A 9,495-nucleotide genomic window follows, 5' to 3' on the forward strand; every position below is an offset into this window, starting at 1 on the left:
GACTGGCCCGATGCCGGGCAAATCGACCGCTGTGTACGCGACTTGGGGACGTCGGCGTGGAAGCAGCAGGCATTCGCCCGATTCCCAACCTGGATGTGGCGCAATTGCGAAGTCCAAGGCTTCGTCCGTTGGTTGCGAGATTACAATCTGGAGCAGCCCATGGGGCAGAGGGTGGAGTTTCGCGGCTTGGACGTCTACAGCCTGCGTCACTCCATCGATGAGGTGCTGAACTACCTGGATACCAGCCATCCGGACATGGCCCGTGATGCCCGTCACCGTTATGGCTGCCTCACGCCCTGGCACGACGACCCGGCGCTGTATGGTCATTTCACCGAGCGCGGCAACCTGGCGACGTGTGAAGACGCCGTGGTCGAGCAGCTCAACAGCTTGTTGGCCAAACGCCTGGATCCGATGATCAGTGATGATGAGGCCTTCTTCAGCGCCACCCAGAACGCCCGGGTCGTGCGCTCCGCCGAACAGTACTACCGGGCCATGTACCGCGGCGGCAAGTCATCGTGGAACCTGCGGGACCGGCACATGTTCGACACCCTTCAAACCTTGTTGGAGCATCGGGGCACTGATGCGAAGGCGTTGGTCTGGGCGCATAACTCCCACATCGGCAATGCCGCCGCGACACGCATGGGCTGGGAAGGGGAGTTTAATATTGGTCAGCTATGCCGCATGGCTTATGGCCGCAGCGCGGTGTTGCTGGGCATGGGCACCGACCGTGGCAGTGTCGCGGCGGCGGACGACTGGGATGCGCCGATGAAGATCAAACAGGTGCGGCCAGCGCTGCCCGGCAGTTGGGAGCACCAATTCCTCCAGGCCGGGGTTCATGCCTCGTTGACGCAATGGCGCACCCATCCTGACGAGGCGCTCCTGGACGCGCTGTCCGAACCCCTGCTCGAACGCGCGATTGGTGTGATCTACCGCCCTGAAACCGAGCGTCAGAGCCATTATTTCGAAGCGGTGCTGGCGGAACAGTTCGACGCCTGGCTCTGGTTCGAACAGAGCGAAGCCGTTACGCCATTGCCGGCGCCGCAGGTCCTGGAGCACGAGGAGGATACGTTCCCGTTTGGCCTCTGAACGCTGTGCAGGGCGGTTGCGCAATGAACGTGCTCGCCTAAGCTTCAAGGCAGGCAGGCGCAGTATCGGGCGACGCTCGCGGAACAATCGCCGCCCTGTGCAATCAGTACAGCGTAACTATCAAAAGGAGAGGCGCATGCTCATTCGGTCGTTGACCTTCGCTACCTTGCTGGCCATCGCCGGCCCCCTGTTCGCTGCCGATGGCGACTCCCCTCTGGTGGCGGAAGTCGGCAAGTCACGTTCCCTGATCGTCATTGCGCCCAGCACGGTCGATCCGGCCTGGATCAACCTGAAAAAGGCCTTGGATGAACCGGCGGGCAAGCAGGGTTTTTCCGAGCGCAACATGGTGCTCTACACCGTGCTCAATACCATCGGCCAGCGCGATGGCAAGGACCTGGACCCGCAAAGCACCATGGCACTGATTCGCTCCCTCAAGCTGGGCGCCGGTGCCCAGACCAAGATCATCCTGGTCGGCAAGGACGGGGAAAAGAAACTCGAGCATTCCGGCGCGATTGAATTGGAGGACCTCTTCGCCACTGTCGATAAACTCCCCGTCGCGGAAAAAGAAGCAACGCCACCAGCGCCCCCTCCCACGCCCGAGCCTGCACCGGCCAAGGATGCGAAAGGCACCAAGCCTGGCAAGGCCGCCAAGCCGGCGGCGGCGCCGAAGCCATTGGAGGATTGACTCCCGCTAGCGCCGAGGCCGCTTTGTGGCAAGGGAGCTTGCTCCCGCTGGGCTGCGCAGCAGCCCTTTGCTTTTTTTCAATGGATTATCGAATGACTGGTTTGGGGCCGCTGCGCGACCCAGCGGGAGCAAGCTCCCTCGCCACAGAGAAACTCATCACCCCGAGGCGTCATGAGTTATTGGTGTTCCAACGCCATCAGGATCCGATGCGCCGCCTTCACCCGTTCCTCGATCGGGTAGTTCTTGTTGGCAAGCATGACGATCCCCATGTCCTTTCCAGGCACGAACGCCGCGTACGCGCCAAAACCGTTGGTGGAGCCGGTCTTGTTGATCCAGGCGCCGTCTGGCGCTGGGAGGGGCGGGGCCAGGGGTTCGACTTTTTGAGGCGTCAGGGCCATCTGCGGTGTGTTGCCGGCGAGCAGGTCATCCAAGCTGAACGGCGCGGGGTAGAACTCCCAGCCCAGTCCCTGGTTCATCCCGCCAACGCTGTAGAAACCGGTATGGGTCGTGGCGATGGCCTGCTTCAAATCCGCGTCCAGTTTTTCAGGTCGCAGGTTGGCCTCGATGAAACGAAGCAGGTCCGACGAGCTGGTTTTCACCCCGTAAGCCTCGGCGTCCAGGGCGCCAGGGCCGACCCGCACGGGCTTGCCGTCTTTTGCATAGCCTTGGGCGTATCGGTCCATCTGATCCTGCGGTACCCGGACATAGCTGTGCTTGAGGCCCAACCCTGGCATCAGCGTGCGCTCCATCACTTCGTCAAAAGGTTGCCCCAGGCTGCGGGCCGCCAGATAACCGAACAGGCCGATGCTCGGGTTTGAATAAAGTCGCTGGGTGCCGGCCGGGTAGAGCGGCTTCCAGGTCTTGAAATAACTGAACATCCGGTCCGGATGATCCGCCTCGTCGGGAAACTGCAAGGGCAGGCCGCCAGCGGTGTAGGTAACGAGATCGAGCAGGCGGCTGCCCTCCAAGGCGCTGCCGCGCAGCTCGGGCGCAAAGCGACTGGCCGGATCCGTCAGGGACAGTTTGCCCCGGGCCTGGGCATAGGCACCGAGGGTGGCGGTGAAGGTCTTGCTGACCGAGCCGATTTCGAAAAGGGTCTGGTCGGTGACCGGCTTTTTCGTGTCCTTGGCGGCCACGCCGTAGTTGAAATAATGCCGTTGGCCGTTGTAGGTGATCGCCACGGCCATGCCGGCGATGTCCTGTTGTTTCATCAGTGGCTGGATGACGGCATTGACCGTGTCTTCAATGGGCTCCTGGGCAAAGCCTGTGGACGTCCCGCAGGCCAGGAGAAGAGTCCCGGCGAGTATCGATCTGGCAATGTGCATGGTGCAGCGCTCTCGTTGGTCTTCCTGAAGGAGGGCAATCTAGGGCGTTTTGGGCTGTCCGGCAATCCGAGGCTATCGGGCTGCGGCATGTTTCTGAGCAATCTGACGGAGCCGCGGGAACCTTCCCACAAACGGCCCGGTTGCCCCCGTGACCGGACCTCAAGCCAAACCACACAAAGCGGCGGCTGCCGGGTAAACTTGCGCTCTTTCTAAAGGAGTTCACATGAGTTACTACCAGCCCGGCATTCTCGCCACCCCTGTTCCGCCTCAGGCCCGTCATTTGTTTTTTGCCTTGGAATCGGTCGAGGCACTGCCGGCTGCGCTAGACAAGCTCCTGTTGCTGCTCGATGGCCGGGCCGTGGTTGGCTTCGGCGAATCGCTGGTCCAGGCGCTAGGCGCCGAGGTCGATGGCCTGCGGGCTTTTCCTGCGTTGGCCGGCGTCGGCGTGGACAACCCCTCGACCCAGCATGCACTGTGGTGCTGGTTGCACGGTGAAGACCGCGGCGAGCTGATGCACCGCAGTCGCGCCATCGAAGCGGTGCTGGCCCCGGCACTGCGCCTGGTGCAGATGAACGAAACCTTCCGCCACATGACCGGCCACGACTTGACCGGCTATGAAGACGGCACCGAAAACCCCCACGACGAAGCGGCCGTCGCCGCCGCCCTGGCCCCGGGTGCCGATGGGCTGCGCGGAGGCAGTTTCGCCGCGATCCAGCAGTGGCAGCACGACCTGGACGGTTTCGCGGCGATGCAGCCCCATGAGCGCGACAACATCATGGGCCGGCGCCTGAGCGACAACGAAGAACTCGACGACGCGCCGGAATCGGCCCACGTCAAGCGCACCGCCCAGGAGAGCTTCGCCCCGGAGGCCTTCGTGGTCCGGCGTTCCATGCCTTGGATCGAAGGCGACCGCGCCGGGCTGATGTTCCTGGCGTTCGGTTTCTCCCTTGACGCCTTCGAGGCGCAATTGCGGCGCATGAGTGGCCTGGAAGATGGCATTACCGACGGTCTGTATCGCATGAGCCGCCCGATCACCGGCGGCTATTACTGGTGCCCGCCGCTGTTGGAAGGACGCCTGGATCTGCGCGCCCTGGCCCGGTAGACGCAGCGGTATGTGCAAAGCGTGACGCGAACGCTATTCTTGGGCCGCACGTCTATCCGTGGAAGGGAGAAGCAAGCGTGGATAAAGTCATCGTCATCACCGGTGGCGGCCGCGGAATTGGGGCGGCCACGGCGCTGTTGGCTGCCGAAGCGGGCTATCGGATCTGCATCAATTACCAGTCTGATGAAAGTGCCGCGCAAGAGGTGCTCGAACAGGTTCGGGCCAAGGGCGCACAGGCAATTGCCGTGCGGGCCGACGTGAGCATTGAAGATGAAGTCATCGGCCTGTTCAATCGGGTGGATGCCGAACTGGGACGTGTCACCGCCCTGGTGAATAACGCCGGTACGGTTGCCCATAAGTCCCGACTCGATGAAATGTCCGAATTCCGCATCCTCAAGATACTGAAGACCAACGTGCTGGGGCCGATCCTGTGCGCCAAGCACGCGGTGCTGCGCATGTCGCCCAAACATGGCGGGCAGGGCGGCAGCATCGTCAACGTCTCGTCGGTGGCCGCCCGCCTGGGCTCGCCGGGAGAATACGTCGACTACGCGGCCTCCAAGGGCGCGCTGGACACCTTCACCGTCGGCCTGTCCAAGGAAGTGGCCGGCGAAGGCATTCGCGTCAATGCGGTGCGTCCCGGCTATATCTATACCGATTTCCACGCCCTGAGCGGCGACCCGGATCGGGTCAGCAAGCTGGAGTCGGCGATTCCCATGGCCCGTGGCGGGCGTCCGGATGAAGTGGCCGAGGCGATTATCTGGCTGCTGTCGGACAAGGCTTCGTATGCGACCGGGACGTTTGTGGATCTGGGGGGCGGGCGCTGAGTCCTGGAGTGCGGGTCGCCTGTTCTGCCGCCATCGCGAGCAGGCTCGCTCCCACAGTGGATTTGCGTAGAGACGAATATCTCAGGAACTCAGCAGATCTCATGTGGGAGCGAGCCTGCTCGCGATGGGGCAATAACAGACACCCCACTATCAAAACGACCGGATAATCCGCCCCAACGTCTCCATGGCCTTTTCCGAGGCTTCGGTCCACGGGCTGCCATAGTTCAAGCGGATGCAATTCCTGAAGCGCCGGGTCGGTGAAAAGATCGGGCCCGGGGCAATGCTGATGCCTTGGGCCAGGGCCATCTGGAACAGTTTCAGCGAATCCATCTGCTCGGGCAGCTCCAGCCACAGGAAGTAGCCGCCCGCGGGCTGGCTGACCCGGGTCTGGGCCGGGAAATAGCGGGCGATGGCGGCAAGCATCGCGTTTTGCTGTTCTTCCAGGGCGTAGCGCAGTTTGCGCAGGTGACGGTCGTAGCCACCGTGTTGCAGGTAGTCGGCAATGGCGGCCTGGGCCGGCATCGAGGCGCACAGCGAGGTCATGAGCTTGAGCCGTTCGATCTTCTGCGCGTAGCGCCCGGCGGCGACCCAGCCGATGCGATAACCCGGGGCCAGGCTCTTGGCGAACGAACCGCAATGCATCACCCATCCTTCAGTGTCGAACGCCTTGGCGGGCTTGGGCGCCTGCTGGCCGTAATAAAGTTCGGCGTAGACGTCGTCCTCGATCAGCGGCACCTGATGGCGACGCAGCAACGCCACCAGCGCCTGTTTCCGTTCCTCGGGCATGGTCGCGCCCATGGGGTTCTGAAAACTGGTCATGCACCAGCAGGCCTTGATCGGGTGACGCTCCAGCGTCTGCTCCAGCACGTCCAGGTCGATGCCGTCGCGCGGGTGGACCGGAATCTCCACCGCCTTGAGCTTGAGCCGTTCCAGTACCTGCAGGCTGGCATAAAATGCCGGCGCCTCGATCGCCACCAGGTCGCCGGGCTCGGTCACGGCTTGGAGGCACAGGTTCAAGGCTTCCAGGGCACCGTTGGTGACCAGCAGTTCTTCCATGGGCAGCATCAGCCCGCCAACCATGTAGCGCAGGGCGATCTGGCGACGCAGTTGCGGATTGCCCGGTGACATGTCCGTGACCACCACCCGCGGGTCCATGTCCCGTGTTGCACTGGACAGCGAGCGGGACAGCCGTTGCAACGGGAACAGCGTCGGGCTGGGGAATGCCGAGCCGAACGGTACGGTGTTCGGGTCCTTGATCGAATCCAGGACTGAAAACACCAGCTCGCTGACGTCGACTTCGGTGGACTCGTGCACTTGGCTGCTGATCGCCGGCTCGGAAAACGGGCTCGGTGCATGGGTGTTGACGAAGTAGCCGGAGCGCGGCCGGGCCCGGATCATGCCGCGTCGCTCCAACAGGTAATAGGCCTGGAACACCGTGGACGGGCTGACGCCGTAGGTCTGGCTGGCGTAGCGCACCGACGGCACGCGCTGGCCCGGCCCCAGCATGCCCGAGCGGATCAGTTCAGCGATGTCGTCGGCGAATTTCTCGTAGCGTTTCATGGTGGGCCCAGTGACATTTGTGAACTTGACTGTGGGAGCGAGCTTGCTCGCGATCGCGGTGGCATATCCAACATTGATGCAAACTGACCCACTGCTATCGTCGGAACGCCGCCCGGAGCAAGCTCGCTCCCACAGTTACCCTGCATCTTAAAGCTTCACCGATTCATCGGTGCGACAAAACGGCTCTTGGCCACGCTGTAGTTGTCGGGCTCGTCACTGTCGGCGACCTTGAAGGTCATTTCCAGGGAACCTTTGCCGGGCCGTTCGCTGAGCATCGCCACCGACACCGGGACATCGACGATTTCCCCCGGGGCCAGGCTCAACCGGGTCTTGCCCTGCAGGACGAAGCCGTCGCCGTCCACCAGGGACAGCTGATAGGCCTGGCGCTGCTGGGTCTTGTTGATGATTTTCAGGCTGTAGATATTCTCGATCTGGCCGGCGCTGTTTTCGCGGAACAGGCCGCGGTCCTTGCTGACGTCCAGCGACACCATGGGCCGTTGCACCAGCGCCACGGCCAGCGCGCCGATCATCACCAGGAGCACGGCGGTATAGCCGATCAGTCGCGGGCGCAGCAGGTGAGTCTTGCCCCCCTGCAATTGATGTTCGGAGGTGTATTTGATCAGGCCACGGGCGTAACCCATCTTGTCCATGATCGAGTCGCAGGCATCGATGCAGGCCGCGCAGCCAATGCATTCCATCTGCAAGCCGTCGCGGATGTCGATGCCGGTGGGGCAGACCTGCACGCACATCTGGCAGTCGATGCAATCGCCCAGGCCAATATTGGCCGGATTCACCTCGCGTTTGCGCGGGCCGCGGATTTCGCCGCGGGCCGTGTCGTAGGAAATGGTCAAGGTGTCCTTGTCGAACATCACGCTCTGAAAGCGTGCATAAGGGCACATGTGCATGCACACCGCCTCACGCAGCCAACCGGCGTTGAGGTAGGTGGCGGCGGTAAAGAACAGCACCCAGAACAAGCTCACGCCCGCCATTTGCAGGGTCAGCAGTTCCTCGGCCAAGGGGCGGATCGGCGTGAAGTAGCCCACGAACGTCAGGCCGGTGAGCAGGCTGATGGCCAGCCACAAGGTGTGCTTGGCGCTACGGCGCAACAGTTTGTTCAGGCCCCACGGCGCCGCTTGCAGTTTGATCCGCTGGTTGCGTTCGCCTTCGGTGATTTTCTCGCACCACATGAACAGCCAGGTCCAGGAGCTCTGTGGGCAGGTGTAGCCGCACCACACGCGACCGGCAAACACGGTGATCGCGAACAGGCCGAAGGCAGCGATGATCAACAGCGCCGACAGCAGGATGAAATCCTGGGGCCAGAAGGTCGCGCCGAAGATATGGAATTTGCTTTCGGAAAGGTCCCAGAGCACTGCCTGGCGGCCGCCCCAGTTCAACCACACCGTGCCGAAGAACAGCAGGAACAGAATCCCCGCACCGCTGATGCGCAAGGTGCGGAACAAGCCGGTGAAGCTGCGGGTGTGGATCAGGGCGTCGGTGGTCCTGGCCTTGATCTTGGTTGGCGCAGGTTCGAACGTCTGTATCAACTGGACGGGGATTCTATCGCTCATGGTCGGTCGCTCATCAGCCTCTATCTGGCCGGCGCACTATGACCATGGAACTGTTTGCATAACAGACTCAGGTGTTTCGATAAAAACCGGATCAGATGCCGCGAAACCCAGGCGCTGCGACACTTTGATGCACCCGGGAAGTGGCGAACATATTACTGTGGCGAGGGGATTTATCCCCGCTGGGGTGCGAAGCAGCCCCAAATGCACTTGTGACTGCGATGTATCAGGCAGTACGTTCGGGGCCGCTTCGCGCCCCAGCGGGGATAAATCCCCTCGCCACAAATGCATCTGTTGCCGTGGATTGGGATTCAGATCGCCGAGCCGCTGTCCGTGGCCTTGAGGTGCTTGCGCTCATCGACCGCACCGGCAACGGTCAGGGCATCGGCTTCAGCCTCGGTGATGTAGACCCGGTCGCCATTGAGTTCCACGACCGACATGGCTTTGTCCGGGTCAGTGATGATGGTCAGCTCACTGGCGAGGCGCTGTTCGGTGCCGTTGCGGGTTTCGAAATGGCAGGTCTGGTGGTCAACGATACGGACAGTCATGGTGTTCTCCTTCTGGGGTCATGAACGTTAGGTTTCGGGGCCAAGCCAGGGTTCGTCGCGGCTGATCAGCGGTCGGGTGCACCTCTGGCTTCGCTTGCGGTCCATCGTTTATCCAACGCAAAAGAGGACTGTCAATGAACGCCTGGTGGCATGAAGTCTGGATAACCCTGCAGGCGGAATTCGCCGACATCACCGATGCCCAGCAGATGACCCGGGTCACGGTGCGGCTGGTCATGGCCGCGCTGCTGGGCGGCATCCTGGGTTTCGAGCGCGAACACAAGGGCAAGGCGGCCGGTGTGCGGACCCACATGCTCGTGGCTCTGGGGGCGGCGTTGTTCGTCCTGGTGCCGCAGATGTCCGGGTCCCAGGCCGATGCCATGAGCCGGGTGATTCAGGGTGTGGTCGCCGGCATCGGTTTTCTCGGTGCTGGCACCATCCTGAAAAACAACGACGGCGACGAAAGTCACGTCAAGGGCCTGACCACGGCGGCCGGCCTCTGGATGACCGCCGCCATCGGCGTCGCCGCCGGGCTGGGCCGGGAGGCGACGGCGGTGCTCAGCACGGTGCTGGCGCTGGCGATCTTCAGCGTGATGCCGGTGATTGTCCGGGCGCTGGAGAGGGACAACAAGCTGTGACACAAGAATCAGCCTGAACACACACACAACCCTGTGGGAGCGAGCCTGCTCGCGAAGGCGGCGTGACAAGCACTATTTTCATCGACTGACACACCGCTTTAGCGGCCCCGGTCGCGGCGCGCCGGGTTGTGCGGGTGCCCGGCCTTGGTTTCTTGCCGGGGTAAA

Annotated in this window: 9 protein-coding genes; 5 read left to right on the forward strand and 4 right to left on the reverse strand. The window is 62.5% G+C overall.

What is annotated here, in order from left to right; genetic code table 11:
• Both HGO40_RS25735 and HGO40_RS25740 read left to right on the forward strand, forming a co-directional pair.
• Positions 1-1,086: erythromycin esterase family protein (locus tag HGO40_RS25735; protein ID WP_250965324.1), on the forward strand; the 1,086-nt coding region annotated here is incomplete at its 5' end.
• 136 nt (positions 1,087-1,222) lie between these two features.
• Positions 1,223-1,771 carry a DUF4174 domain-containing protein gene (locus tag HGO40_RS25740; RefSeq protein ID WP_250965325.1) on the forward strand — a complete coding sequence of 183 codons (549 nt, stop codon included), beginning with the start codon at positions 1,223-1,225 and terminating at the stop codon, positions 1,769-1,771.
• Between the two features lie 176 nt (positions 1,772-1,947).
• On the opposite strand, the gene ampC is transcribed toward HGO40_RS25740, so the two are convergent.
• Entirely contained in the window at positions 1,948-3,096 is a 1,149-nt protein-coding gene (gene ampC / locus HGO40_RS25745; protein WP_250965326.1) for a class C beta-lactamase, read from the reverse strand.
• A gap of 223 nt (positions 3,097-3,319) precedes the next feature.
• Between ampC and HGO40_RS25750 the strand changes: the two genes are divergently transcribed.
• A complete protein-coding gene (locus HGO40_RS25750; RefSeq protein ID WP_250965327.1) occupies positions 3,320-4,198 on the forward strand; it encodes a Dyp-type peroxidase in 879 nt (292 codons plus the stop codon).
• A gap of 77 nt (positions 4,199-4,275) precedes the next feature.
• Positions 4,276-5,022: an SDR family oxidoreductase gene (locus HGO40_RS25755; RefSeq protein ID WP_186708540.1), complete on the forward strand. Its 747-nt coding sequence runs from the start codon at positions 4,276-4,278 to the stop codon at positions 5,020-5,022.
• A 150-nt stretch (positions 5,023-5,172) separates the two neighbouring features.
• Here HGO40_RS25755 and mapR read toward each other — a convergent pair whose 3' ends face one another.
• The 3 genes from mapR to HGO40_RS25770 all read right to left on the reverse strand — a co-directional run bounded on the left by mapR (position 5,173) and on the right by HGO40_RS25770 (position 8,695).
• Positions 5,173-6,582 (reverse strand): GntR family transcriptional regulator MpaR, encoded by a 1,410-nt coding sequence (mapR, locus tag HGO40_RS25760; protein ID WP_250965328.1) that lies wholly within the window; start codon positions 6,580-6,582, stop codon positions 5,173-5,175.
• Positions 6,583-6,737: 155 nt separating this feature from the next.
• Positions 6,738-8,150, reverse strand: a complete 1,413-nt coding sequence (ccoG, locus tag HGO40_RS25765; protein ID WP_250965329.1) for a cytochrome c oxidase accessory protein CcoG — start codon at positions 8,148-8,150, stop codon at positions 6,738-6,740.
• Positions 8,151-8,458: 308 nt separating this feature from the next.
• A complete protein-coding gene (locus HGO40_RS25770) occupies positions 8,459-8,695 on the reverse strand; it encodes a DUF3203 family protein (protein WP_250965330.1) in 237 nt (78 codons plus the stop codon).
• Between the two features lie 134 nt (positions 8,696-8,829).
• On the opposite strand from HGO40_RS25770, the gene HGO40_RS25775 reads away from it, so the two are divergent.
• Positions 8,830-9,330, forward strand: a complete 501-nt coding sequence (locus HGO40_RS25775; RefSeq protein WP_250965331.1) for an MgtC/SapB family protein — start codon at positions 8,830-8,832, stop codon at positions 9,328-9,330.
• Positions 9,331-9,495: the final 165 nt, after the last annotated feature.

The organism is Pseudomonas sp. CG7, assembly GCF_023701885.1.
GTDB classification, from domain to species: domain Bacteria; phylum Pseudomonadota; class Gammaproteobacteria; order Pseudomonadales; family Pseudomonadaceae; genus Aquipseudomonas; species Aquipseudomonas zanjanensis.

Coding starts and splice junctions, on each gene's coding strand:
- mapR (WP_250965328.1), bottom strand. CDS start 6,582: ATGAAACGCTACGAGAAATTCGCCGACGACATCGCTGAACTGATCCGC.
- HGO40_RS25740 (WP_250965325.1), top strand. CDS start 1,223: ATGCTCATTCGGTCGTTGACCTTCGCTACCTTGCTGGCCATCGCCGGC.
- HGO40_RS25775 (WP_250965331.1), top strand. CDS start 8,830: ATGAACGCCTGGTGGCATGAAGTCTGGATAACCCTGCAGGCGGAATTC.
- HGO40_RS25770 (WP_250965330.1), bottom strand. CDS start 8,695: ATGACTGTCCGTATCGTTGACCACCAGACCTGCCATTTCGAAACCCGC.
- ampC (WP_250965326.1), bottom strand. CDS start 3,096: ATGCACATTGCCAGATCGATACTCGCCGGGACTCTTCTCCTGGCCTGC.
- HGO40_RS25750 (WP_250965327.1), top strand. CDS start 3,320: ATGAGTTACTACCAGCCCGGCATTCTCGCCACCCCTGTTCCGCCTCAG.
- ccoG (WP_250965329.1), bottom strand. CDS start 8,150: ATGAGCGATAGAATCCCCGTCCAGTTGATACAGACGTTCGAACCTGCG.